Annotated in this window: 19 protein-coding genes; 4 read left to right on the top strand and 15 right to left on the bottom strand. The window is 64.1% G+C overall.

Annotated features, from left to right (window positions below; genetic code table 11):
• Positions 1 to 30 precede the first annotated feature (30 nt).
• The 6 genes from IE101_RS06165 to xylF form a co-directional block, all read right to left on the bottom strand.
• Complete coding sequence (locus IE101_RS06165; RefSeq protein WP_189632942.1) at positions 31 to 456, bottom strand: SRPBCC family protein; 426 nt, start codon at positions 454 to 456, stop codon at positions 31 to 33.
• A gap of 91 nt (positions 457 to 547) precedes the next feature.
• Positions 548 to 1,849 (bottom strand): xylose isomerase, encoded by a 1,302-nt coding sequence (xylA, locus tag IE101_RS06160; RefSeq protein WP_189632941.1) that lies wholly within the window; start codon positions 1,847 to 1,849, stop codon positions 548 to 550.
• Positions 1,846 to 3,288 carry a xylulokinase gene (gene xylB, locus IE101_RS06155; protein WP_189632940.1) on the bottom strand — a complete coding sequence of 481 codons (1,443 nt, stop codon included), beginning with the start codon at positions 3,286 to 3,288 and terminating at the stop codon, positions 1,846 to 1,848. Before xylB ends, xylA begins: the two co-directional genes overlap by 4 nt.
• 1 nt (position 3,289) lies before the next feature.
• Entirely contained in the window at positions 3,290 to 4,048 is a 759-nt protein-coding gene (locus tag IE101_RS06150; RefSeq protein ID WP_189632939.1) for an ATP-binding cassette domain-containing protein, read from the bottom strand.
• A 12-nt stretch (positions 4,049 to 4,060) separates the two neighbouring features.
• Positions 4,061 to 5,380, bottom strand: a complete 1,320-nt coding sequence (locus IE101_RS06145) for a sugar ABC transporter permease (protein WP_189632938.1) — start codon at positions 5,378 to 5,380, stop codon at positions 4,061 to 4,063.
• Between the two features lie 150 nt (positions 5,381 to 5,530).
• Positions 5,531 to 6,556 (bottom strand): D-xylose ABC transporter substrate-binding protein, encoded by a 1,026-nt coding sequence (gene xylF, locus IE101_RS06140; protein WP_189632937.1) that lies wholly within the window; start codon positions 6,554 to 6,556, stop codon positions 5,531 to 5,533.
• Positions 6,557 to 6,769: 213 nt separating this feature from the next.
• Between xylF and IE101_RS06135 the strand changes: the two genes are divergently transcribed.
• The 3 genes from IE101_RS06135 (at position 6,770) to IE101_RS06125 (ending at position 13,796) form a co-directional block, all read left to right on the top strand.
• Positions 6,770 to 8,041, top strand: a complete 1,272-nt coding sequence (locus IE101_RS06135; RefSeq protein WP_189632936.1) for an ROK family transcriptional regulator — start codon at positions 6,770 to 6,772, stop codon at positions 8,039 to 8,041.
• Between the two features lie 110 nt (positions 8,042 to 8,151).
• Positions 8,152 to 9,975, top strand: a complete 1,824-nt coding sequence (locus IE101_RS06130; RefSeq protein ID WP_189632935.1) for an autotransporter assembly complex protein TamA — start codon at positions 8,152 to 8,154, stop codon at positions 9,973 to 9,975.
• Positions 9,975 to 13,796 (top strand): translocation/assembly module TamB domain-containing protein, encoded by a 3,822-nt coding sequence (locus IE101_RS06125; protein WP_189632934.1) that lies wholly within the window; start codon positions 9,975 to 9,977, stop codon positions 13,794 to 13,796. The genes IE101_RS06130 and IE101_RS06125 overlap by 1 nt, the downstream gene beginning before the upstream one ends.
• Here IE101_RS06125 and IE101_RS06120 read toward each other — a convergent pair.
• From IE101_RS06120 to IE101_RS06090, 7 genes are all read right to left on the bottom strand, one after another.
• On the bottom strand, positions 13,790 to 14,647 hold the full coding sequence (locus IE101_RS06120; RefSeq protein WP_189632933.1) for a YihY/virulence factor BrkB family protein: 858 nt from the start codon (positions 14,645 to 14,647) through the stop codon (positions 13,790 to 13,792). The two genes, IE101_RS06125 and IE101_RS06120, sit on opposite strands and share 7 nt — an antisense overlap.
• 86 nt (positions 14,648 to 14,733) lie before the next feature.
• Entirely contained in the window at positions 14,734 to 14,946 is a 213-nt protein-coding gene (locus tag IE101_RS06115; RefSeq protein ID WP_189632932.1) for a hypothetical protein, read from the bottom strand.
• 77 nt (positions 14,947 to 15,023) lie between these two features.
• Entirely contained in the window at positions 15,024 to 15,686 is a 663-nt protein-coding gene (locus tag IE101_RS06110) for a YjbF family lipoprotein (RefSeq protein WP_189632931.1), read from the bottom strand.
• Positions 15,683 to 17,860, bottom strand: a complete 2,178-nt coding sequence (locus IE101_RS06105) for a YjbH domain-containing protein (protein WP_189632930.1) — start codon at positions 17,858 to 17,860, stop codon at positions 15,683 to 15,685. Before IE101_RS06105 ends, IE101_RS06110 begins: the two co-directional genes overlap by 4 nt.
• Positions 17,861 to 17,949: 89 nt before the next feature.
• Positions 17,950 to 19,872, bottom strand: coding sequence for a polysaccharide biosynthesis protein (locus tag IE101_RS06100; RefSeq protein ID WP_229804041.1), 1,923 nt, complete (start codon positions 19,870 to 19,872; stop codon positions 17,950 to 17,952).
• A gap of 134 nt (positions 19,873 to 20,006) precedes the next feature.
• Complete coding sequence (locus IE101_RS06095) at positions 20,007 to 20,627, bottom strand: sugar transferase (protein ID WP_189632929.1); 621 nt, start codon at positions 20,625 to 20,627, stop codon at positions 20,007 to 20,009.
• Entirely contained in the window at positions 20,624 to 21,475 is an 852-nt protein-coding gene (locus IE101_RS06090; RefSeq protein WP_189632928.1) for an NAD-dependent epimerase/dehydratase family protein, read from the bottom strand. The genes IE101_RS06095 and IE101_RS06090 overlap by 4 nt, the downstream gene beginning before the upstream one ends.
• A 124-nt stretch (positions 21,476 to 21,599) precedes the next feature.
• Here IE101_RS06090 and IE101_RS06085 point away from each other — a divergent pair, with 124 nt between their 5' ends.
• Entirely contained in the window at positions 21,600 to 22,724 is a 1,125-nt protein-coding gene (locus IE101_RS06085; RefSeq protein ID WP_189632927.1) for a polysaccharide biosynthesis/export family protein, read from the top strand.
• Positions 22,725 to 22,730: 6 nt separating this feature from the next.
• On the opposite strand, the gene IE101_RS06080 is transcribed toward IE101_RS06085, so the two are convergent.
• Positions 22,731 to 23,174 carry a MarR family winged helix-turn-helix transcriptional regulator gene (locus IE101_RS06080; protein ID WP_189632926.1) on the bottom strand — a complete coding sequence of 148 codons (444 nt, stop codon included), beginning with the start codon at positions 23,172 to 23,174 and terminating at the stop codon, positions 22,731 to 22,733.
• Complete coding sequence (locus IE101_RS06075; protein WP_189632925.1) at positions 23,174 to 24,004, bottom strand: carbon-nitrogen hydrolase family protein; 831 nt, start codon at positions 24,002 to 24,004, stop codon at positions 23,174 to 23,176. The genes IE101_RS06080 and IE101_RS06075 overlap by 1 nt, the downstream gene beginning before the upstream one ends.
• Positions 24,005 to 24,006: the final 2 nt, after the last annotated feature.

Raw genomic sequence — 24,006 nt, 5'->3', positions numbered from 1 at the left:
GGCCGAATCTTTCGGAACCGTTAGCGAAACTCAGACCGTAGGCTGCGCCAGCCGCAGAAGGGTTTCCTGCACCATGCGGCGGGCCGTGCGCCCAAGAAGCGCCCCGCCCAGCACAGCGGCCTTGCCGCCCAGATTGGCGCTGAACGTATAGCCCAGACGGCACCCGTCACCCTCTGGCGTCAGGGAAACGGCCAGCGCCCCGGTCTGCGCATCGCCCCGCGTGCCGATCATGACCAAGGCCTTGCCTGCTTCTTTGACATCGCGGCGCACCGCAACCTTCACGTCACGCTTCATCCAGGCCAGAGACACGCGGATCTGCGCCTCAAGGCAGCCATCCTTCCGTTTTCGTAGGCTGCGGCAGCCGGGGATGGCACCGTGCAGGGCCTTGTCATCCATCAGGCGCTGCCAGACGGCATCGACGGGCGCGGCGATCAGCAGGGAATCGGAAAAATTCATGGGGCCAGATCCGGATGAAAGTGATGCCGGCTGATTAGGCCCCCTTGGCCAAAGCTGCAAGGCGCGGGGTTCGCGCCTTGCAGAAGCTTGCTCAGATATAGCGGTTCCAGAGGTTCTCCAGACGCTCTTGCCGGCCCGAACGCGGCTGGGGCTCCAGCCCCTCGGTCAGCACGCGGTCGGCGGCCTGCTCCAGCGAGCCTTGCAGCATCGCCTGCGCGGCCGGCGCGTCCCACCCCGCGTAACGGGCGCGGCGGTTGGCCTCAAGCTCATCGCTTTCCAGTAGGGCCGCAGCGGCCTTGAGCGCGCGGGCGCAGGTATCCATACCGCCGACATGGGCGAGGATCAGATCCTCGGGGTCGAGGCTCTGACGGCGCACCTTGGCGTCAAAGTTCGTGCCGCCGGTGGTGTAGCCGCCCGCACGCAGGATTTCGTAGAAGGCCAGCGCCTTTTCCGCATGGTTGTTCGGGAATTGATCGGTATCCCAGCCCGACTGATAGTCGTTGCGGTTCATGTCGATCGACCCGAAAATCCCCAACGCCGAGGCCAGCGCGATTTCGTGTTCAAAGCTGTGACCGGCCAGAATGGCATGGCCCTGCTCGATATTGACCTTCACTTCCTTTTCCAGACCGAACTGCACGAGGAAGCCGTACACCGTGGCCACGTCATAGTCATACTGGTGCTTGGACGGTTCCTGCGGCTTGGGTTCGATCAGGATCGCGCCCTTGAAGCCGATCTTGTGCTTGTATTCGACCACCTGCTGCAGGAAGCGGCCGGCATGTTCGCGTTCGGCCTTAAGATCGGTGTTGAGCAGCGTCTCATAGCCCTCACGCCCGCCCCACAGAACGTAGTTCGCCCCGCCGAGCTTGTGCGTCGCGTCCATGTTCGCTTTCACATTGGCGGCGGCATAGGCATAGACATCGGGATCGGGGTTGGTGGCCGCGCCGCTCATCCAGCGTTTGTGACTGAACATATTGGCGGTGCCCCACAGGAGCTGGGTCTTGTGGCTCGCCTGCTTTTCGCCAAGGTAATCGACGATTTCCTGAAGGTTCCGCAGGCTTTCGGCGAAGGTTGCGCCTTCGGGGCGGGCGTCGGCATCGTGGAAGCAGTAGAAGGGCGCGCCGAGGATGTCGAACATCTCGAACGCGACATCGGCCTTCAGCTTGGCCAGCGCCATGGTATCGCCGAACCACGGGCGGTCGAAGGTCTGGCCGCCGAAGGGATCGCCGCCCGGCCAGGCAAAGCTGTGCCAGTAGGCGACGGCAAAGCGCATGTGATCTTCCATGCGCTTGCCCAGAATGACCTCGTCCGGGTTGTAATGCCGGAAGGCAAATTCATTGGTGCTGGCCGGCCCCTCGTATTTGATCTGGGGGATGCCTTTGAAAAACTCGGTCATTTCAGTCCTCGGATTGCAGTTTGTGCGGCCCGGTAGCGGGCATGGCCCGCGTCGAACGCATCAGTCAGCGCGGCCACGGGTTCCACCGTGCGCGCAATGGGGGGAAGGCTTGCGATCTCGGCCCCCGCGCCGGTTGCAGCCATAAGGGCCAGCCGCGCCGCGCCAAAGGCGCCACCGAAATCGCCCGCCTGCGGCAGCATCACCGGCACGTTCAGCGCCGTGGCGATGGCCTGCAGCCAATAGTCCGACCGCGAGCCGCCGCCGACCGCGATCAGCCGTTCCAGCCGCGTGCCGGTGGCAGCCAGCGCATCGCGGCAATCGCGGATGGCAAAGGTCACGCCTTCCAGCACGGCGCGGGTTCCGGCGGCCCGGTCGGTCGCATGTTCCAGCCCGGTGAAGGCGCCGCGGATGGCGGCATCGTTCAGCGGCGTGCGCTCTCCGCCCAGGTAGGGCAGGAAGACGGCCTTGCCCGGCGCCTGCAACGCGCCGCCCAGCTCACCCGTCAGGGTGGCGGCATCGCGGTCCACGAAACGGCCATACCAGTTCAGCGCATCGGTCGCGGCCAGGATCACACCCATCTGGTGCCAGGTATCGGGCAGCGCATGGCAGAAGGTATGCACAGCGGTTTCCGGCGCGGGCTGATACCCGTCATTGGCCGCAAAGAGCACGCCCGAGGTACCGAGGCTGACAAAGGCATCGCCCGCCCGCACCACGCCGACACCCACGCCCGAGGCCGCATTGTCGCCGCCGCCCCCCGCAACCACCACGCCCGCGGCCAGCCCCCAGCGTTGCGCCAGGGCCGCGCGCAACTGGCCCGAAACCTCGGACCCTTCGACCAGCCGGGGCATATGCGCCCGCGTCAGACCCGTGGCCGCCAGCAGATCATCCGACCAGTCGCGCCGCCCGGTATCAAGCCAGCTTGTCCCGGCGGCGTCCGACATCTCGGCCACATGCTCGCCCGTCAGCCATAGGCGCAGGTAATCCTTGGGCAGCAGCACCCGGGCCACCTTGTCCCACAGGGCGCGTTCATGCTGGCGCACCCAGTCAAGCTTGGGCGCGGTGAAGCCGGGGAACACGATATTGCCGCTGATGCGGCGGAAGATCGGGTCGCCGTCCAGGGTCGCGGCTTCGGCATGGCTGCGGGTATCGTTCCACAGGATGCAGGGGCGTAGCACCTCATCGGCGGCGTCCAGCAGCGTCGCGCCATGCATCTGCCCCGACAGGCCGATGCCGCGCACAGCGCCCAAGCTGACCTGACGGCTCAGCGCATCCATCACCGCTTCAGCGGCGGCAATCCAGTCTGCGGGGGATTGCTCGCTCCAGCCTTCTGCCGGTCTCGAAACGCCCAAGGGGGCGGTGGCTTCCGCCACCACCCCCTGAGCGTCGTCGATCACGATGCCCTTTAATCCCGAGGTTCCGAGATCGAGTCCGATATACATGTCAGTATGCCTGTGGAGGTTTCTTGCCCATGATGATCATTCCCAGAATGTCATCATCGGTGACTTCATTGACGTTGACCGTGCCGACCCTTTGGCCGTTCTTCATGACCACGGCGCGGTCACAAAGCTCCATCACGGCATGGATGTCGTGTTCGATCAGGAAGATGCCCAGGCCCTGCTTCTTCAGCTCCTGGATCAGTTCGGCCACCATCTGGGTCTCATGCGGCCCCAGCGCAGCGGTGGGTTCGTCCATGATCAGGATCTTGGCGTTGAAATAGACCGCCCGCGCGATGGCCACCGACTGCCGCTGCCCGCCCGACAGCGCCGAAACCGGCACATTGAACTTGCGGAAGTTGGGGTTCAGCCGGCCCATGATCTTGCGGGTTTCGGCCTCCATCGCGGCTTCGTTCAGAAAGCCGCCCGCCCCCACGATTTCCCGGCCCAGAAACAGGTTCGAGGCCGCATCTAGGTTATCCGCCAGCGCCAGCGTCTGGTAGATCGTCTCGATGTTGTAGCTGCGGGCATCGCGGGGGTTGTTGATCTCGGCCTTCTGGCCGTTGATCCAGATCTCGCCCGAATCCGCCTTGTAGGCGCCCGAGAGGCATTTGATCAGCGTGGATTTGCCCGCGCCATTATGGCCCAGCAGGCCCACCACCTCGCCGGGGCGCAGGTCGACGGACACATGGTCCACCGCCTTGATCCCGCCGAACGAGATCGAGATGTCACGCAGTTCGACCAGAGGGGTCACGTTGTTCGTCATGGCTTCGCCCCCTTATTTCGTGCGCTTGCGGTAGATGATGTCGAGATAGACGGCGAGAACGAGGACCGTGCCGACGACGATGTTCTGCAGCGCCGCGTCAAAGCCGATCAGCACCATGCCCGTCTGCAGCGATTGCATGACCAGCGCGCCAATGATGGCGCCGTAGATGGTGCCCACCCCCCCGGCGAGCGAGGTGCCGCCAATGACCGCCGCGGCGATGACATAGAGTTCGTCCAGCGTGCCCAGTGCGTTGGTGGCCGAATTCAGACGGGCCGAGGCCACGACCGAGGACAGCCCCGTCAGAAAGCCCATCAGCGCGAAGATCTTGACCGTCATCCAGCGGGTGTTGATGCCCGAAAGCTCGGCCGCGTCGGGGTTACCACCGATGGCAAAGACATAGCGGCCAAAGCGGGTGCGGGTCGACAGAACCGTCATCACCACGCCCACCCCGATCAGGATCAGCACCGGAATGGCCCAGCCATGTGCGATGAACAGGCCCTCGGCCGGAACCTCAAGGCCATTGGCCTCGGCATATTGCTTCACGATGCCCTTTGGCCAGGGGTAGGAATTGACCAGCAGGGTCGCGCCCAGAACCAGACCGCAGCCCAGCACCGACAGGAAATATTCGGCCCACATGGGGCGCTGTGCAAAGCCGTGGGTCGCACGGCTTTTGCGGCCGCTGAAGATCATCCACAGGATCGCCGCGCAGGCAAGCAGCGCCACGATCCAGCTGCCGACGGCCCCGACCGACCCGTAAGGCCCGCCGCCCAGCAGCGAAAAGGTGCTGTCCAGCGGCGAAATCGTCTCGCCCCGTGCCAGAAGGAAGGCCGCGCCGCGCCAGACCAGAAGGCCCCCCAGCGTGACGATGAAGGACGGGATACCGCGATAGGCGATCAGCCAGCCGTGGAAAGCGCCGATCAGCATCCCGACCACCATGCCCGCCAGAGCGGTGACCACCCAGATCATCGGGCTGCCGAGGCCAAGCATATCAGGCAGGATACGGGCCTGAAGAATACCCATGACCATGGCGCAGAAGCCCAGGACCGACCCGACCGACAGGTCAATATGGCGGGTCACGATGACCAGAACCATCCCGGTGGCCATGATCCCGATCGAGGCGGTCTGCACCGAAAGGTTCCACAGGTTGCGGGGGGTCAGGAAGGCGCCGCCACCCTTGAACATCACGCCGAACATGTGGAAGCCCAGCCATATCAGCAACAGGGCACCAACCATGCCCAGCAGGCGGGTGTCAATTTCGGTCGCTTTCAGAAAGCGCGCCACGGGGCTGAGGGTCGCATCAGTCCCGTTTGAGGAATTCGAGGATGAGGTCATCGGGTCGTCCAGCACTACAGGGGTGAGGGGTGCAGACGGACCTGCGGAAGGGCCATGTCCCGCGGGGCCAGTGTCGCAAGGAAGGGGGACATACGCCCCAAGGAAAACGCCCGGCAGCGACCGAAAACGGCCACCGCCGGGCGGAACGGGTTACTTGCAGGCTGCCACGTCGGCGGCCGCACCTTCACAGGCCTGCTCTTTCGAGATGTGGCCCGCATCGATCACAAGGTTCAGGTTTTCTTTGGTGATCGGGGTCGGCTGCAGGAAGATGGCATTCATTTCCACGCCCTTTTCACCGCCCGAGAACTTCACCGCGCCTTCCACGGCGTCAACCGCGGTGCCACCGGCCAGGGCCGAAGCGATCTCGGCCGCTTTCGCGCCCAGCTGACGGCTGTCTTTCCAGACCGACACGGTCTGGGTGCCGCGGGCAACGCGGTTCAGCGCGGCAAGGTCGCCGTCCTGCCCACCGATCGGAATGTTCAGGCCCTGCGCCGACAGCGCGGCAATCGCGCCACCCGCCATGCCGTCGTTCTGCGCCAGAACGGCGTCCACGGCGTTGTTGTTGGCGGTCAGGATCTGTTCCATGTTCTCCTGGGCGCCTTCCGGCTTCCAGCCCTGGGTGAACTGCTCGCCCACGATCTTGATGTCGCCAGCGTCCACTTTCGGCTGCAGCACTTCCATCATGCCTTCCAGCAGGAAGCCCGCGTTGGCATCACCGGGGTCGCCCTTGATGATGGCATAGTTGCCTTTCGGCTGCGCGGCAGTCACCGATTCCGCGATGATCTTGCCCACGCCCTTGTTGTCGAAGGTCAGGTAGAAGGCGCGCGGATCTTCGATCAGGCGGTCATAGGCCACGACCGGAATCCCTTCGGCGGCGGCTTTTTCAATGGCCGGGCCGATGGCGTCCTTGTTGTAGGCCAGCACGATGAGCGCATCGGCGCCCTGTGCGATCAGCGCCTCGATGTCGGTCAGCTGCTTGGCTTCCGAAGCCTGGGCGTCGGCCGAGATATAGCTGTTTCCGGCGGCTTCCAGTGCGCCCTTGATGGCGGCTTCATCGGTTTTCCACCGTTCTTCCTGGAAGTTCGACCAGCTCACGCCGACAGTCAGGCCCTCGGCCAGTGCCGCCGACGAAAATCCGGCAGCCGCGATGACCGCGGCGATCAGAGCATTACGCATATGTATCCTCCCTATGGATGCGGCCAGCGCATGGCCGAGCCGACAGATTCGTCAGCTTACCGAGAAACTGCCCGCAATAATTTCAGTTGTCAAAATAAAAATAATGATGGAATCTGTATACGTCCAGAAATTCGGCGCTTTCATGCTGCGATACAGCATTGCCGCAGCGGAAATCTGGTAACGCGCCCAGATTTTTGTTCGGAGGGAAAATAAATGAAGCCGCAAGCGCCGCCCAGCGCGGAAGAGCGCAAGGGCTGCGGCCCGCTGATCGCGCCGCTTTCGGAAACGACCCGCCCGCTGCGCCAGCAGGTCTTTGATCGCGTGCGCGCCGCAGGGCTCATCCCGCGGGTGCAGGTGGCGAAAGAGCTTGGTGTCTCTCCCGCCTCGGTCACGACGATCACGCAGGAACTGATCGAGGCCGGGCTGATCGAAGAGGTCGCGGCCCCGCGCGATGGCGATCAGGGCCGGGGGCGACCCGCGGTATCGCTGGGCGTGCGGCCGGGCGCGCATCTGGTGGCCGGGATGAAGCTGTCGGACCGCGAACATACCGCCGTTGTGGTGGATTTTGCCGGGAACCTGATTGCGGGTGATGTGATCCCGCGCCGTCCCGGCGCGCTGAATCTTCCGGAACTCCTCTCGGCGATGGAAACGCTGCTGGCCCGTGTCTGCGCCAAGGCGGGCGTCACGCCGCGCGATCTTTCGGCGCTGGGTCTGGGGGTGCCGGGGTTTGTGGATTCCGAAACCGGCATGGTCATGTGGTCTTCGGTGCTGATGGAGCGGGGCGTCGCCCTGCGAAAGGCCGCAAGCGAACATCTGGGCCTGCCCGTCCATGTGGACAATGACGCCAATCTGGTGACGCTGGCCGAGCTGTGGTTCGGCGCGGGGCGCACGCTGGCCGATTTCGCCGTGGTCACCATCGAACATGGCGTGGGCATGGGCTGCGTCATCAACCACCGCATCTATCGCGGGGCCAAGGGGCTGGGGATGGAGCTGGGCCACACCAAGGTGCAACTCGACGGGGCGCTCTGCCGTTGCGGGCAACGCGGCTGTCTTGAGGCCTATGTCGCCGATTATGCCCTCGCGCGCGAGGCGACCACCGCCCTGAACTGGAGCCACAAGGAAGGCCAGACGATCAACGTCCTGCTGGAAAGCCTCTATGACCACGCCAAGGCCGGGAACACCGCCGCGCGGTCGATCTTTCGCCGGGCGGGGCGCTATCTGGCGGTGGGGCTGTCCAATGTCATCAACCTGTTCGACCCTTCGCTTATCATCCTGTCGGGCGAACGGATGCGCTATGACTATCTCTATGCCTCGGAAACGCTGGCCGAGATGGAGCAGTTGGCGATTTCCACGGGCCGCCCGAAACCCCCGGTCAAGATCCATGCCTGGGGGGACCTGCTCTGGGCGCATGGCGCGGCGGCGCTCGCGCTGTCCGAGGTCAGCGATGGCCTGCTGACCGCAGGGCGCGACATCGCGGCACAATAGGCACTTCGGGCTGCTTGACCCTGCGCCAAAACCCGCTGCCGGGGCGGTCTTTCATTGTGGTTGCAGGGGCAAGCTGCAATACTCGCCCCACGCTGCTTCGGGGGAAACGCGTGTCTCAATCCATTTTCCGGCCCGTTCTGGGGCTCTCCATCCTATTGACTGCCACTGTCACCAGCTTCGGCCCGGTCGCCGCCGAGAGCCGCATCGAATTTCGCGTTCTTGGGCAATCCGGCAAGATCGAAGACAACCTTCGCAGCGCGTCGGCGGTTCTTTCGGCCCGGCGCGAAAAGAAAAGCGCAGCCGAAGACCTGTTTGCCGCCGCCCGCGCGGAATATGGGCCTTTGGTGAATACGCTTTATGCGATGGGTCATTACAGCCCGGTGATCCATGTTCTTATCGACGGGCGCGAGGCGGCCGAGATCCCGCCGCTGGACGCCCCCGACAGTATCGGCAAGATCACCGTGACGGTCGACCCCGGCCCCCGCTTCCGCTTCAGCACGGCCACGGTTTCCCCACTGACACGCGACACGCGCCTGCCCGAAGGCTTTGCCCCCGGGAAGGTAGCCGAAAGCGGACTTGTGCGCGAAGCGGTGCAAAGCGGAATCGACGGCTGGCGAGAGGTCGGGCATGCCAAGGCCAAGGTGGCCGGGCAGCAGGTGGTGGCCGATCACGCCACGCAGCGCCTCTCGGCAGAGGTAACATTGGACCCCGGTCCCAGGCTGCGTTTCGGCAGCCTCATCATCAAGGGCGAAGAACGGATGCGCCCGCGCCGCATCCACAAGATCGCCGGCCTGCCCGAAGGCAGCACCTACAGCCCCGAAGACCTGGAACGGAGCGCCGACCGCCTGCGCCGCACCGGGGTGTTCAGCTCGGTCACGCTGACCGAGGCCGAAACCATCCGCGCGCCGGACCTTCTCGACATCACCGCCACCGTGGTCGAGGAAAAGCTGCACCGCTATTCCATCGGCGCCGAGGTGGCGAGCTTTGATGGCCTCGACCTCACCGGCTATTGGCTGCACCGCAACCTGATGGGCGGGGGCGAGCGGCTGAAGATCGAGGGCGAAATTTCCAATATCGGCGCGCAGGCCAGCGGGGTCGATTACTCGCTGGGTCTTTCGCTCGACCGGCCCGCGACGATCACCCCCGATACGACACTGGGCTTCACCACCGAGATCGGCCATCTGAACGAAGAAGATTACACCGCCGATGTGGCGACCCTGGGCACCAACCTGTCGCACTACTTTTCCGACAGGCTGACCGGGCGGTTGGGGCTGGAATACAGCTATGCCAAGGTCGAGGATGTGGTGGATGTCTATACCTACAAGCATCTGGCCCTGCCGATCGGCGTGACCTGGGACAACCGCGACGACAAGCTTGATGCGCGCAAGGGCACCTATCTGGATGCGGAATTCCGCCCCTTCCTCGGCTTCGGCTTTACCGACAGCGGCGCCCAGATCAAGGCGGACGGCCGCGCCTACAAGACCTTCGGCGATGCGCGCGGCGTAACGCTGGCCGGGCGGGCGCAGATCGGTGCGGTCTTCGGATCGGACCTGCTGCAGACCCCGCGCGATTATCTGTTCTATTCCGGCGGCGGCGGATCGGTGCGGGGCCAACCCTATCAATCGCTGGGCGTGATCGCCGGGCCGCGCAGCCTGGGCGCCGGGATCGGCGGCATGGCCTTTGCGGCGGTTTCGGGCGAGATTCGCGCCCGCGTCAGCGAAAAGATCGGCGTCGTGGGCTTTGCCGACGCAGGCTATGTCGGCGGCATGGAGTTTGGCGATTCGCTGGGTGACTGGCATGCCGGCGCGGGCTTGGGCCTACGCTATAACACGGGCTTTGGCCCGATCCGTCTTGATATTGCCGCCCCCGTCGGGGGCAGCCGCGATACCGGGGACGGAGTGCAGTTCTATGTCGGGATCGGGCAGGCCTTCTGATGAAACCTCTTCTTGCGCTTGCGCTTTGCGCCCTTCCGCTTGCCACGCCCGTCCTGGCCGACGACCGCGGCTATCTGACAGCACTGCTGGAGGACAACCTCTCGGACGCCGGGCGGAAGGTGACGATCACCGGCTTTCAGGGGGCGCTGTCCTCTCAGGCCACGATTGACGAGCTGACGATCGCCGATGACCGCGGCACCTGGCTGACGCTGCGCCGGGTGGTGCTGGATTGGAACCGCGCCGCGCTGCTGGCGGGGCGGGTGTCGGTGAATACGCTCAGCGCCTCCGAGATCATTCTGGACCGCCTGCCCGAAACGGGCAGCGATGACAGCCTGCCCACCCCCGAGGCACGCGGCTTTGCCCTGCCCGAGCTTCCGGTATCGGTGCAGGTGGGCCAGCTGGCCGCCGAAAAGATCACGCTGGGGGAAACCGTACTGGGCCAACCGGTGCAGGCCCGCCTGCAGGCCAGCGCGGATCTGAGCGGCGGCGAAGGCCATACCGATCTGACGTTGGAACGCACCGATACCGGCCCCAGGGGCAAGTTCGTGCTGAAAGCGGGATTTGCCAATGAAACCGGGGTTCTGACGCTGGATCTGACCGCGACCGAAGGGGCCGAAGGCATCGCAACCACGCTGATGGGCCTGCCGGGGGCGCCTGCGGTGGATCTGACCATCAAGGGTGAGGGGCCGCTGGCGAATTATGCGGCGGACCTGCGGCTCGCCTCGGACGGGGTTGAGCGGCTGGTAGGCCGTGTCACGCTTGCCGCCAGCCCAGAGGGTGCAACCCGCTTCACCGCCGATCTGGGTGGCGATCCAGCCCCCCTTTTCCTGCCCGAATATGCGGCCTTCTTCGGCGATGACGTGCGTCTGCAGTCCGAAGGCACCAAGGCCGCCGACGGGCGCCTGAATCTGTCGCGGCTGACCGTCGAAACGCAGGCGCTGCAATTGAACGGGTCGCTGCAACTTGCCCCGGATGGCCTGCCGGAGCGGTTCGACCTGACCGGGGCGCTGGGGATTGACGGCACCCCCGTGGTGCTGCCCCTGACCACCGAACAGCGCACGGCGGTAACCCATGCGGACCTGACGCTGGGCTTTGACGCCGCCAAGGGCGAAGGCTGGACCGCCGATCTGCGCCTGACCGGGCTGGAACGCGCCGATTTCACGGCGCGCGAGGCGACGCTGACCGGCAGCGGCACCATTGGCCGCCCCGAAGGCCGCGCGATGGCCGAAGGCAGCTTTGACTTTACCGCCACAGGCCTTGCACCGCAGGATGCAGCGCTGGCCAAGGCGGTCGGGGATGCAATCACCGGCGCGCTGCAATTCCGCTGGCAGGACGGGCAGGATGCCCTAGCCCTGCCCATGCTGCGGGTTGAGGGCGCCGATTACAGCGCCCGTGCCGCCATTGCGCTTGCGGGGCTGAGCACCGGGATCACCGTAACGGGGGATGCCACGCTGCGCGCCGATGATCTTGCGCGTTATGCGGATCTGGCAGGGCGCCCCCTTGCGGGCCGGGCGTTTCTGACGATCAGCGGCGAAACCGCCCTTCTGGCAGGCACCTTCGATGCGACTGGCCGCGTCCAAGGTGAGGGCATGAAGATCGGCCAACCCGAGGTGGACAACCTGCTTTCGGGCAGTGCCAAGATCGACTTTGCCCTGCGCCGCGATGAAACCGGCACCACATTGCGCCAGCTGGACCTGCGCGCCGCCAGCCTGACCGCCCGTGCCGCAGGCACGCTGGCGACAGCGGGCAGCGATCTGACGGCCCAGGTGGATTTCACCGATCTGTCCGCCCTTGGCGGCGCCTGGCGCGGGGGGGTGACGGGGCTCGCCCATATTATCGGCACCGCCGAAACCGGAACGATCAGCTTTGATGCCACAGGCAATGGCCTCGGCATGGGCATCGCCGAGGTGGATGGTTTGCTTCGCGGTCAATCGACCATCGCGCTTATGGCAGATTACGCCGATCAGGTGGTGACGCTGCAGAAGGCGACGGTCAATGCGGCAAGTCTGTCGGCGGCCATGCAAGGCAAGCTGGCGACTGCGGGCAGCGACGTGAAGGCCACGCTTTCTGTTGCTGATCTTTCCGCATTGGGCGCAGGCTATCGTGGCGCGCTGACTGCCGAAACCTCGTTCACCGGAACGGCGGATGCGGGCCGGCTGACGGCCAAGGCCACTGGCAGCCGTCTGGCCATCGGGCAAACCGAAGCGGACCGTCTTCTGGCTGGCGAAACGCAGCTTTCGGCCGATCTGGACCTTGCGGACGGGCAAATCCGCATCAAATCTGCCCAGATCAGCAATCCGCAACTGCGCGCCGATGCAAAAGGCACTGTCGCGGGCAACCAACGCCAGATCGACCTGACCGCGGAAATCGTCAATCTCGCGACGCTTCTGCCGCCTTTCCCCGGGCGTCTCGCCATCAACGGCAAGGCGGTCGACAATGGCCAGGGCTATGCGCTTGACCTTGGCCTGCGCGGTCCTGGCGGCATTGACACCACCGTGAAGGGCCGCGTTGCGCCCGGCTTCGGCAACGCCGATCTTGCGATCATCGGCGGCGCCGAGGCGGGCCTTGCCAATGTCTTCATCAGCCCCACCACCATCTCGGGCCGCCTGCGCTATGACCTGCGGCTGAAGGGGCCATTGGCGCTTACCTCTCTCAGCGGGCCGATCACCTTGGGCGGGCTGCGGATCGCAGCGCCCGAAGCGCCTGCGGCGATTGACGCGCTGAACGGGACCGTCACGCTGGGGTCCGGGCAGGCGCGGGTTGACCTGCGCGGCAATGTCTCGACCGGCGGCAGCTTTACGCTGCTGGGCACCTCGGGCCTGCAGGCGCCATTCAATGGGGATCTGGCGGTCGAACTGCGCCAGGTGCATCTGAAGGACCCCCAGCTTTATGAAACGCGCCTGAATGGCCAGCTGCGGGCGCGCGGCCCGCTTGCGGGCGGGGCCACGATCGCCGGGGACATCTTGCTGAATGAAACCGAGCTTCGGATTCCATCGGCCAGTTTCGGTGCCGCCAGCGGGCTGGATGACCTTGAACATCGCGCCGAGCCCGCCGATGTGCGTGCAACGCGCGCCCGTGCCGGGTTGATTGCGGTCGAGGCGACCGGTGAAAACGCCACATCACGGCCCTATGCGCTTGATCTGCAGATCACCGCGCCGCAGCGCATCTTCGTGCGGGGCCGCGGGCTCGACATGGAGGTGGGCGGCACCCTTCAGGTGGGCGGCAGCACGCAGGCGGTAGTCCCTGCGGGGTCGTTCAAACTTGTCCGGGGGCGGCTCGACATTCTGGGCAAGCGGCTGACCATTTCCGAGGCCGATGTGAACCTGCAGGGGGATCTTGATCCCTACCTCTCGGTCAAGGCATCAACCGAAAATGATGGCGTCGTCAGCTCGGTCGTGATCGAGGGTCGCGCCAGCGCGCCCGAGGTGCGCTTTGAATCTGCGCCCGAGCTACCGCAGGAAGAGGTGCTGGCACAGCTGCTGTTCGGCCAGGATCTCTCCTCGCTCTCGGCCTTCCAGGCGGCCCAACTGGCCAGTGCGGTTGCCACGCTTGCAGGCAAGGGCGGGGACGGGATCGTCGGGAAGCTACGGCAGGGCTTTGGGCTGGACGATCTGGACGTGACGACCAATGCGGAAGGCGACACCACGCTGAAAGCAGGCAAATACATCTCGCGCAATGCCTATACCGAGGTCGAGGTCGATCAGAGCGGGAAGGCGCAGATCAACCTGAACCTTGACGTGACCGACAGCCTGACGGTGCGCGGATCTGTCGGAGCCGAGGGCGAGACGAGCATCGGCATCTTCAAGGAAAAGGACTATTGACCGGGCAGAGGGGCTGGCGGCAGCCCCTCTTCCGGAACGTGGGCGCGTTCGGCATCGACAGCCGCGCCAAACAGCACCGCATAGGCGCTGAGATAAAGCCACATCTGCAGGATCACCACGGCCCCGATGGAGCCATAGACCTTGTTATAGGTGTTGAAATTCGCGAGATAGAGCACGAACCCCCGCGAAACGATGAACCACAGCACCACCGCCACCAGAAGACCCAGCGTGAAAAGCCGTGGTCGGTGATGATCCAGCCGGTTCGGACCAAAGCGATAAGTCACCGCCAGCCCCAGCACCACCAGCCCCAGCGTGAAGGCCGTATTGGCCAGCTCGAGCGTCAACGTGGCAAGTTTGCCAAGGGGCAGCAGCGCCAGCGCCAGCGGCACCAGAACCGCCGCCACAAGTGCCGTCAGGGCGATGAAGGTCAGCACCACCGTCAGCGCCAAAGCCAGCAATGTGCCGTGGACACTACCGTGGTCGGGGCGGTGATGCACCGCGTTCAGCCCTGAAATCATCCCCGCCACACCCGCACGGGCCGACCAGAGCGCCACCAGCAGCGAGAGGGCGGTCGTCCAGCCCAGTTCGGTCGAATTGGCGGCAAGCAGTGCCTCGACCTGCGTCAGCAACAGCGAGAAGGCATCGGGCGGCAGGAAATCGGCCAGCAGGGCAAGCTCTTGCCGGATAGCATCTGGCTTGGCCGCATAGCTCCAGAGCGCGATCACCAGCGCGATGCCGGGAAAGATGGCCAGAAACCCGAAGAAGGACACCGCCGCCGCAACCATGCCCAGATTGGCACGGGAAGCACGGGCCAGCACCCGCGCAATGCGCAATTTCCAGCGGTTGAACATGGGCCAAGCTTATCGCGAAAATAGAAAGGGCCCGCAAGATGCGGGCCCCTCTAAGTCAGCCGACCGGTTGGGTCGACGTGAACCGATTAGTGGTCGCCCGAGTCGTTGGCAACCAGAGCAGCGACCAGCGCCAGGCCAGCCAGGCCAGCGAGGACGGCGCCACCGCCGAGCGAGCCCGACGAAGCCGGGGCAACGGCAACAGCCGGAGCCGGCTCTTCAGCGACGACAACCGGGCCACCAGCGAAAGCAGCGGTCGAAGCGAGCGAAGCAACGGCAACGAGAGCGGCGAGCTTTTTCATATTTGTCTCCATAACTTAGTTTGGCGATTAGTTACGCGATACCACAACGCGTCGCGGTTAGTAAGACTAAACTTGGGTCAGCTGTCAATGACCCTGGATAGGTCGAGATAGCCCCACTCAGGAACAAGCAACTCCTTGGATTTCCTAAGTTTTCCACTACTTTCGAACCAGTATTCGTTGGTAAAACTGGCCCATTTTCCGGTGCAATTCTCGACAACATGACGCGTGGAATGTTGCTGCCCTACCACAGTGATGGTTTCTGCACCTGCATTCTGAATGCTGCAGTCGTAATCGAAGCGGCGCAGCTGGTCGCCTCCGTCGAGGTAAACATAGCTGCGGCGGTGCGTTCCCTGACCGGATTGCAGCTGCGACAGGCTTGGCACCGTCGATTCCATGATATCAGGGCCGAATCCGCGGGTTTCGGCCAGCACACCATTGCGGAAGGTTACCGTCAGGTCATCCGACGTGCCCCAGGTTTCAGCTGCGCCCTGGCGCGCGATCGGGACGAGATAGAAGGTGGAGTTGCCGCTCTTCATCTCACCCTGAATCACCGGCACCTTCAGCGCGGCAAGATCGGCGCGCGTGATCGGAGCGGGCGGGGGGGCATCGCCCGTCTTCACCATGGCGGTGGCCACCCCCTTCATCGCCCGCAGCACGGGCGAGGTATCAGACTGGTTGCCGCAGCCGGCCAGAGCCAGCGCCACGGCGCCGCAGGCGCCCAGCAGCGAAACGCGGGTCATTTCCAGAATCTCCCCCACTGATCGTCAATTCCCGAGGTGTGGTAATCCCGGACCGTGTCATAGAGCCGCCCTTCAATGTTCAGGCGGGCTCCGCCATCCCGCCCGAAGGGACGGATAACGGTTTCATAGGTTTTGCGGCCGGGCGTGCCCAGGCCCCAAGCCAGCGGCACTTCCAGACGAATCCCCTTGTCGAAAGAGCCCGACCCGAAGTCATCGGCCGAAACATTGGTCTTGGTCGCAAAGGCCCCGACGCGCCAGCCGTTGGCAAATTCGCGATCAAGGCTGAGCGTGGCGCCGATGTCACCGGCTAGATAACGACCGACATCCAGCTGCGCATGATACCCTTCTGCAAAGGCATAATAGGCCGACACATGCCCCGAGACGGTCTGGTAATCATATTCGCTGAAGCCCAGCATCCCGTCGGAATCGCGCTGCGCGACGTAGTTCAGCTCGGCGCCCAGGGCCCATTTGCGATCCACCGGCTTGTACAGCACCTCGCCCGAGACGCCGCCGAACATGCGTTCCAGATAGCCCAGAGAGAGTCGACCATACACGTCGCCACCGAAATACATGTATTTCGACAGGGTGATGCGCTCGATCGCCGGATCACCGTTGGCATCATAGCGTTCCACGTCCGAACGCACAGGCTGAAGCCCGGTGTCGATGGTGGGCGGCACATTCGCGAGGTTGCCAACGACGCGCTTGACGGCGGCACCTTCCAGCACCCAGCCGGGGCTGAATTCATAGCGCGCCGACAGCCGCGCGCCCACGTCCATCTTGAACGGAGACCCGCGCTGATCAAACAGGCGAATACGGTTGTAGGGGCTGAGCGACCAACGGAAATCCGGGAATTTCTCGGCGTCATAGGTCAGTTGCGGACGGGCCCCGGGGTTCGAGACGGTCACCGCCGCGCGCATCTGATCAGACGCAGTGGGGCTGTGTTCCAGACGCTCCAGATCGCTGCGGCGCAGTTCGACCTTCGAGGCGGGCATCCCTGCAACCATCGGCACGATTTCAAACACTTCGACCGATTCGGGCATGACATAGGACATGGCCCGCGCGACGCGACCGATGGCCTGAGCCTCGGCATCATAGCGGATGTTGCGGATACGGACCTGCGCCCGGTCTTTGGTGTAGCTGATCGCCTCGACCTCGACCCCGTCGCCTTTCAGGCGCTTGTTGAGGTTGATGATCAGGATCGAGGCCGCATCTGCCTGGGTGACCCAATCGGTCGAATAGGCCTCGGGGTCGGCGGCGCGGGTCGGACGCACCTTTACCGGATCAGGCGCCCCATCCTTGATCCCGCCCATCGGGCGGTTCTTGGGGTTCATGGTGAAATGTGCAGCGATACCCAGTTCGCTGCCATACATGTAGTAGCCGCCAATCTGGAACCATTCGTTGACGGTGTATTCTGCGCCAAAGTTGAACGGGCTCTTGCGGTCAAAGGTGCCGCGACGCTCGGATTCGACATAATAGGCGTCCGAGGAATATTCGGCCTTCAGCGTCAGGCGATCGTTCGCGCGCCACTCCACCCCGGCAAAGGGCGCCGCATCACCACGGAACCACTGGCCCGCGTTGAAATTGCCGCCTTCGCCAATATCGATCGGATCGCGGTCCCCGAAGGGCGCCCCGATGGACCCGTAGCTGCCCAAACGACCCCAGCCCAGACCCGCCGTCACCTTCAGATCGGGGGTAATATGCTTGGTCGCTGCGACAAATTCCCCCGAAAGGACCCCTGTCCCCGCCAGATCCTGCAGGCCAATGGTGAAGGCCGGTACATATTTGCTTTCTTTCAACAGCTGGTAGCGGAAGTCGAAAGAGCGGTCGTAGTAAGTGGGGTAGCCATCACTGTCCGGCTCGCCCGAGCAATCGGGCTGACAGGCGGATTGCGCATTCCATTGCCGGATGCCCATGAACCGAAAGCTTGCCGACATGCGCGGCGTGATCTGGAAGCTGAGCGTGGTGCGGCTGACGGGGCCAAAATGGCCCGAGGTGATCGTCAGATAGGCATCGGGCTGCTGTTCGCCCGAAGGCATATCGATCAGCCCGGTTGCGCCGTTGAAGTTCAGCGAATTGCGGTCCGAAGATTGGGCGACAATCAGCGTTGGCGCGATCAGCGCCAAAAATGATGTCGCGACAAGAAGCCGTGCGCGACGGGCCGGATTTGATGCCATGCTGATTACGCCCTGAAGCTGAACATACTTCCGTCCAGTCTAGGGGAAATCACCCAGATCAACAATCCATCCGGGCAGCGTTCAGCACATCATTGCGCCGCTGTTGCATGGGCAGCGGGTCTATATCCGTTCACCCAGCGGATGATGACCGCACGGGCGGCCTCTTCCTGACCCAGAGCCACGGCTTCCCGCAGCGCGCGCAGGGCCGAGGCCATCTCCAGCTCCGACAAGCTTTCCTCGCGGGCGCGCATGATCTTGCTATGCGGGGTGGTCAGCTGGCCTTCCCCGATCAGCAGTTCCTCATGCAGTTTTTCGCCCGGGCGCAGACCCGTCACCACGATCTCGATATCGCCGTCGGGATGGGCCTCATCGCGCACGGAATAGCCCGCGGCCTGGATCATCTGCACCGCCACGTCGCGGATGCGGACCGGCTGGCCCATGTCCAGCACGAAGACATCCCCCCCGCGCGAGGTTTCGGCATCTGAAAACGACCCGGCGAGCAGCACCAGTTGCGCCGCCTCGGCGATGGTCATGAAGTAACGCGTGATATCTTCATGCGTCAGCGTGACAGGGCCACCCCGGGCGATCTGCTCCTTGAACAGCGGAATGACCGACCCGGACGACCCGAGCACATTGCCGAAGCGCACCATGGAGAACACCGTCCCCCGCGAACGCTTGGCCATGTCCTGCACGACAAGTTCAGCAAGACGTTTCGACGCGCCCATCACATTCGTCGGCCGCACCGCCTTGTCCGATGAGACAAGGATGAACCGGCCGACGCCTGCCTCATGCGACACTTCGGCAAGGGTACGGGTTCCGAGGACATTGTTGGCCAGCCCGGCCAGCGGATTGATCTCGACCAGCGGGACATGCTTGTAGGCCGCCGCATGGAACACCACGTCGATCCGGTTTGCCGTGATGACCATCCGCGTCAGACGGGAATCCGTCACCGAGCCCAGCACCGGCACAATCTCGACGCCACAGGCCTCGGCCTTTTCGCGCAGTTCCCGGTCGATGTTGTAGAGGGCGACCTCGCTCACCTCATAAAGCACCAGACGGCCAGGGGCATAGTTCAGAAGCTGACGGCACAGTTCGGATCCGATCGATCCCCCCGCGCCCGACACCAGAATAGACTTGCCACGATAAGCCTCATCCGCCCTTTGCAGATGGTGGCTGATCTGGTCGCGCCCCAGAAACTGTCCGGCCGCCACCGAACTCAGCTGGTCGATCAGCTCTTCCTCGCCCAGCAGCTGCGCGAAGGAAGGCAGCGACTGAACCTTGAGCCCCATGCCACGCAGCTGCCGTGACAGCCGGGCAATCTTGGGCGGCGAAACCGAAGGCATGGCAAGGATGACACGCTTCACATCATATTGCTCGGCCAGCTCTTCGATGCGGGAAGGCGGCAGCACCCGCAGCCCCGATACAGTGGTGGAATGGAGCGAGTCATTGTCATCAATAAAGGCGACAGGCACGATCCGTTCATGCGACCGAAGGGCTGCCACCAGCTGCACCCCGGTCGTGCCCGCACCATAGATCATCACGCGCTGCTTGGGTTTGTCATGCCGCAAGACCCAAAGAAGCATGTAAAACAGCGCCAGCCGCAACCCGACCGAAGTCAGAAACAGTGTCATTCCGAAGATCACTGACCCCGCTGCCGGAAAATTCGGCACCACGGCCTCGACCAGGACGGTTCCGATCACGGTCATTCCGGCGGCGTAGATGCCGGTTCGCATCATCGCCATGGTGTCGTAGGATTTCAGCTGAACGCGCGGCAGGCCCAGCCAGCTGGAAATCAGCGCCCCCAGAACTGCAACCATCGGCAGCAGATAGGCCAGTTCATAGAAGCTGACCGTCGCGAGGATCCCTCGCCCCAAAAGCGCAAGCGTCAACAGCAGGATCACCGGCGGAAGCACGATGTCGAGGCAAAGAAGCACGAACTGTTTGTTGCGCCGCGACAAATTCGACTGGACGGCAAAAAGCACGTGTCGGAAATGCCGCATCATCATGTTCATGGATACCGCCAAACTGCACCTGGCCCCCTTTAAAGGGCCCGATTAGCGCAAATAATTGTTGCAATCTACCTCACATTCGCATGTGCAACAAGGCAGAGCGGCTGAAACGCGCCTATTCTGCGGGCAGCTGGCGCTCACTTGAACAGCCGACGCACCAGAACGCGGCGACCGGTTTCGTAGATCAGCGCCAGATCAAAGCAAAGTGTCTGGTGGCGCTGATAGATCAGATCCAGCCGCGCCTTCCACGGTACGCAGCGCCGACTGTAGACGGCATCCGTTTCCTCGGCACTGGCACAGCGGGCCAAAAGGCGCTCTTCATGGGCGTGGTAATGTAGTGACGCAAGGCCGGTAATCCCCGGGCGGCTTTGCAGAACTTGGGCATAAAGCTCTGGAAAACGTTCAACATAAAGCCGGAGTGGCGGGCGGGGGCCGACAAAACTCATGTCGCCGCGCAGCACATTCCACAGCTGGGGCACCTCATCAAGGCGGGTCTTGCGGAGGAACCGCCCGACCGGCGTAATGCGGGCGGCCTTGTCACCGCCGGAAACCCCGCTATCAGCCTTTGCGAGGGTCATGGTCCGCAACTTCCACAGGCGGAAAGGCTGACCGGGGGCTTTCATGCGTTCCGCGACGTAGAAAATTGGCCGCCCCTCTCTCAACAGCAGCACCAGCAGCAGCAGCGCGAAGGGCAGCGCCAGAACCGCCGCAAGCAGACTGGCGAGGGCCAAATCGAAAATGCGTTTCTGCGGGGTCATGCGGTGGCCTCTTTCCAACGGCGCCAATCGGCGATGAGAGCCTCGGCATTCCCCGCCCCGGCAGCGCCGGGCAAAAGCGCCTCAAGCCGCGCGGTGTTCAGCCCGACACGCGCCACCGCCGACGGATTGGGGGGACCCCAACCCCAAGGCAGATCGGCGGTCCGAAGCAGATCGGCCATCCCCACCACGCCGGGCGCCGCGATATTGAGCCGGAAGGGCAGAGGCTGGTCAGTGCAGGCAAGATCCGCCAGCCCCGCCAGCACCCGCCCCAAAGCCCAGGGTCCGATATAAGACCGCTCGGGGCCGCGATCATGCCCCGGAACCGGGTCGAGGGTCACAGGCCGCCCCGCAACGGCGCCCCCCAAAAGCGCATCCGCCCCCGCGACATTGCCGATCCGCAAGACCGTCACGCCGATGGCGGGGTGTTCTGCGGCCCAGCGTTCGGCGGCCACCTCCATCGCCAGTTTGGCGCGGCCGTATGGATTCACTGGATCAGTGGGATCCTCTTCCCCAAGGTCTTGCCCGTGACCGGCCCCGTACACAGCGGCAGAGGAACACAGAAACACATGCCGCGCCGCAGTCTCTTGCGCCGCGTCCAGGGCCGCGAGGGCCAGCGTCACATTCGCCGTCAGGGCAGTTTCATCACCCCGCGTGACCCCCGCAAGGTTCAGGATGACCGAGCCGCGCGGCATTTCGGGCGGGACCGGTTCAACCAGCATGTCCCAGCGAAGTCCCCCGACAGGTGCCGCGCCACGGCCTTGGCGGATCACAGGTTGAGTGCGATTCGCGGGCCATGTCGCATACAACATATGGCCAATTCGGCCCGCAGCCCCCAAGATACAGATCATGTGACCCCCGGCATGGGATTGCCCATCACAGAATGGGATGTTGAACCCTGAACGGCTCCCCTGTATCTTGCACGGCACAGTCAAGTCCACCCCTCGTACCGGGGTGGTCTCAGCGGGGTCACAGATGCGTCTTTTTTCCGGCAAGGTTCTTTTGCTTACCGTGAGCCTTTTTGCCCTTGCCGCATGTGGTGATGCCCCCGGTGGCGCCCCCCAGGCCAAAGAGATCCTGCGCGGCGCTCAGGCCGAAGACGCGGATTTTGCAGTGGTTCCGGTGACACGGGCCACGCTGCCACAGCTGTCGAAATGGCCGCAGAGTTCGTCACAACCCGTGTCGGGATGGCTTGAAAAAAGCAGTGGGCCAGCCTCGCAGATCATTCAGGCGGGCGACATGCTCGATCTTTCGATCTGGGATAACGGCGAATCCTCGCTTCTGGCCCAAAAGGGCCAGAAGGCGGTCGAACTGCGCAGCATCCGCGTTTCCTCCGCCGGCGACGTGTTCCTGCCCTATGTCGACCAGGTCTATGTCGCGAAGATGACCCCCGACGCCGCGCGCGAGACGATCCAGAAACGCTTTGCCGAAATCAGCACGACGGCCCAGGTGCAGCTGAACCACCAGCCCGGCCGCGAAAGCTCGGTCGATCTGATCAGCGGTGTCAGCAAGCCCGGGAATTTCCCGCTGCCGGACCGGAATGTTTCGGTTCTGAGCCTGATTGCCCTTGGCGGCGGTGTCGAAGCGCACCTGACCAACCCGCAAGTACGGCTGATGCGGGGGAGCAAGCTTTACGGGATCTCTTTGGACCGGCTGCTGAAATCGCCCGCGCTCGACACCACCCTGCGCGGCGGGGACAAAGTCTATGTCGAAAGCGATGAGCGTTATTTCCTGTCGCTGGGCGCCGCATCGAAAGAAGCCCAGATCCCCTTCCCGGACGATCAGGTCACGGCGCTGGACGCGGCCTCGCTCATCGGGGGCTTTGCCGACAACCGGGCCAATCCGAAAGGGGTGCTGGTCCTGCGCAATTATGATGGCTCGGACGTGCGGAGCGATGGCACCGGCCCCAGCAAAGAGCGCACGATCTTCAGCTTTGACCTGACCTCGGCCGACGGGCTGTTCAGCGCGGGCGAATTCCAGATTGCAAACAAGGACCTTGTTCTTGTGACCGAAAGCTCGGTCGTGCAGAATGGCACGGTGATCTCTGTGATGTATGATGCCTTGGGCATCGGCCTGCGGGCGCGGTCGCTGCGGAACTGACGCGCGTCAGACCTCGCCCTCCATCCGGGTGCGCAATTCACGCAGCACAGGCAGAATGGCGCGGACGCGGTCAGCGCCCAGCGCCTGCACGACCTCGGCGATCAGCGGGGCGATGGACTGCACCGCATGGTCGCGCGCGGCCCGGCCCGCCGGGCTGATCGCCACGAATTTGCGCCGGGCATCATCCCAATCAGGCCGGATGTGGATATGGCCCGCGATTTCCAGCTTGGTCAGCGTATTGGTCATTGCCCCACGGGTGACGTGGAAGCTGCGGGCCAGCTGGGCCGGGGTGCGTTCCTCATTGATGCGCCCCAGATGGTTCAGCACCCCGAAATGCGACAGCTCCATCCCCTTGGGCAGCACTTTAGAGATGCGGTTCCGGGCCAGCTGATCCGCCATGAACAGCTCGCCAAACAGGGCAATGGCCAGATCTTCGGTCTTTTCCGCCATCACGGACCGTCAAAGGCGCGGTCATGGACCAGCGAAGGCACGCGAGACCGCGCGCGCTCCACCTCGGCCAGATCAAGATCGATGATCGTGACGCCGGGGTCGGTGCCGGCATCGACCAGAACCTCGCCCCAGGGCGCGATGGCAAGGCTGTGACCATGGGTTTGGCGGCCCTTGCCTTCAGCTTCGGGGTGAAAGCCGGTCTGGGCCGGGGCCAGCACGAAGCAGCCGGTCTCGATCGCGCGGGCGCGCAGCAGGGTTTCCCAATGCGCCTCTCCCGTCAGGTGGTTGAAGGCGGCGGGCACGGTCAGGATCTGCGCCCCGGCCTGCGCCAGACGGCGGAAAAGATGCGGGAACCGCAGGTCATAGCAGACCGCCATGCCGATCCGCGCCAAGGGAGTATCGGCGACCACCGCCTGATGACCCGGCCGATAGGCGGCGCTTTCGCGGTAGATTTCCGTCTCTGACACGTTCACGTCAAACATGTGGATCTTGTCATAGCGCGCGGCAATCTCACCCTGCGGGTCAATCAGGAAAGACCGGTTGGCAAAGCGCCCGTCCGCATCCTGCGTCAGCACGCCAAGGGAGCCGATCAGCAGCCAGATCCCCAGCGCCTTGGCCTCGGCCCGCAGGGCTGCGAGGGTGGGGTCCTCGGCCTCGGACCGCAGGGTGCGGCGCTGATGGTCACGGTTCGAGCTGAGCAGGTTGGTGCATTCCGGCGTCAGCACAAGCTGCGCCCCCCCTTCGGCGGCGGCGCGCACAAAGGCCAGCGTTTCCGGCAGGTTGGCCGCCGGATCATCCCCGACGGTCAATTGCACAAGCGCGATCCGCATGG

The organism is Gemmobacter lanyuensis (assembly GCF_014652355.1).
Classification (GTDB): Bacteria; Pseudomonadota; Alphaproteobacteria; order Rhodobacterales; family Rhodobacteraceae; genus Gemmobacter; species Gemmobacter lanyuensis.
Note: the sequence above shows the minus strand (reverse complement) of the source record. Positions and strands in the feature narration are given on the sequence as shown.

Excerpts from the sequence above, each read along its gene's own strand:
- IE101_RS06100 (WP_229804041.1), bottom strand. The coding sequence starts at position 19,872 with ATGAACATGATGATGCGGCATTTCCGACACGTGCTTTTTGCCGTCCAG.
- IE101_RS06125 (WP_189632934.1), top strand. The coding sequence starts at position 9,975 with ATGAAACCTCTTCTTGCGCTTGCGCTTTGCGCCCTTCCGCTTGCCACG.
- xylF (WP_189632937.1), bottom strand. The coding sequence starts at position 6,556 with ATGCGTAATGCTCTGATCGCCGCGGTCATCGCGGCTGCCGGATTTTCG.
- IE101_RS06120 (WP_189632933.1), bottom strand. The coding sequence starts at position 14,647 with ATGTTCAACCGCTGGAAATTGCGCATTGCGCGGGTGCTGGCCCGTGCT.
- IE101_RS06085 (WP_189632927.1), top strand. The coding sequence starts at position 21,600 with ATGCGTCTTTTTTCCGGCAAGGTTCTTTTGCTTACCGTGAGCCTTTTT.
- IE101_RS06115 (WP_189632932.1), bottom strand. The coding sequence starts at position 14,946 with ATGAAAAAGCTCGCCGCTCTCGTTGCCGTTGCTTCGCTCGCTTCGACC.
- IE101_RS06080 (WP_189632926.1), bottom strand. The coding sequence starts at position 23,174 with ATGGCGGAAAAGACCGAAGATCTGGCCATTGCCCTGTTTGGCGAGCTG.
- IE101_RS06145 (WP_189632938.1), bottom strand. The coding sequence starts at position 5,380 with ATGACCTCATCCTCGAATTCCTCAAACGGGACTGATGCGACCCTCAGC.
- IE101_RS06090 (WP_189632928.1), bottom strand. The coding sequence starts at position 21,475 with ATGATCTGTATCTTGGGGGCTGCGGGCCGAATTGGCCATATGTTGTAT.
- IE101_RS06165 (WP_189632942.1), bottom strand. The coding sequence starts at position 456 with ATGAATTTTTCCGATTCCCTGCTGATCGCCGCGCCCGTCGATGCCGTC.
- xylB (WP_189632940.1), bottom strand. The coding sequence starts at position 3,288 with ATGTATATCGGACTCGATCTCGGAACCTCGGGATTAAAGGGCATCGTG.
- IE101_RS06150 (WP_189632939.1), bottom strand. The coding sequence starts at position 4,048 with ATGACGAACAACGTGACCCCTCTGGTCGAACTGCGTGACATCTCGATC.
- IE101_RS06110 (WP_189632931.1), bottom strand. The coding sequence starts at position 15,686 with ATGACCCGCGTTTCGCTGCTGGGCGCCTGCGGCGCCGTGGCGCTGGCT.
- IE101_RS06105 (WP_189632930.1), bottom strand. The coding sequence starts at position 17,860 with ATGGCATCAAATCCGGCCCGTCGCGCACGGCTTCTTGTCGCGACATCA.
- IE101_RS06095 (WP_189632929.1), bottom strand. The coding sequence starts at position 20,627 with ATGACCCCGCAGAAACGCATTTTCGATTTGGCCCTCGCCAGTCTGCTT.
- IE101_RS06135 (WP_189632936.1), top strand. The coding sequence starts at position 6,770 with ATGAAGCCGCAAGCGCCGCCCAGCGCGGAAGAGCGCAAGGGCTGCGGC.
- IE101_RS06075 (WP_189632925.1), bottom strand. The coding sequence starts at position 24,004 with ATGCGGATCGCGCTTGTGCAATTGACCGTCGGGGATGATCCGGCGGCC.
- xylA (WP_189632941.1), bottom strand. The coding sequence starts at position 1,849 with ATGACCGAGTTTTTCAAAGGCATCCCCCAGATCAAATACGAGGGGCCG.